Here is a 309-nt window from a genome sequence, read left to right as displayed (position 1 = left end):
ACGGCCTGCCAGCTCCAGTGCGGTGGTGATCATGGAAGTTGTGGTGGTCTTGCCTTGGGTGCCGGAAACGCAGATGCTGTCCTTGTACAGGCGGCTCACATAGCCCAGCAGAACACTGCGCTCCACAGTGGGGATGCCATAGGAAGCGGCAGCGTTCAGCTCCACGTTGTCCTTGGCAATGGCGGCAGAGTAGACCACCAGGTCAGAGCCGATCTCGTTGTCCGCAGCATGACCCAGGCTGACCTTCACGCCCATCTCCCGCTCCGAGCGGATGATGCTGCCGTCCGGCAGCGATGTGCTGGACGGCAG

General features: G+C 62.1%; 1 protein-coding gene. It reads right to left on the bottom strand.

The genetic code is table 11. The features are described 5' to 3' along the window. Window positions 1-309: Mur ligase domain-containing protein (locus P0G09_RS17835; protein WP_275253336.1), on the bottom strand; the 309-nt coding region annotated here is incomplete at both ends.

The organism is Faecalibacterium sp. DFI.5.82, assembly GCF_029076575.1.
Lineage (GTDB): Bacteria > Bacillota > Clostridia > Oscillospirales > Ruminococcaceae > Faecalibacterium > Faecalibacterium duncaniae.
This window is presented reverse-complemented; position numbering and strand designations above follow the sequence as displayed.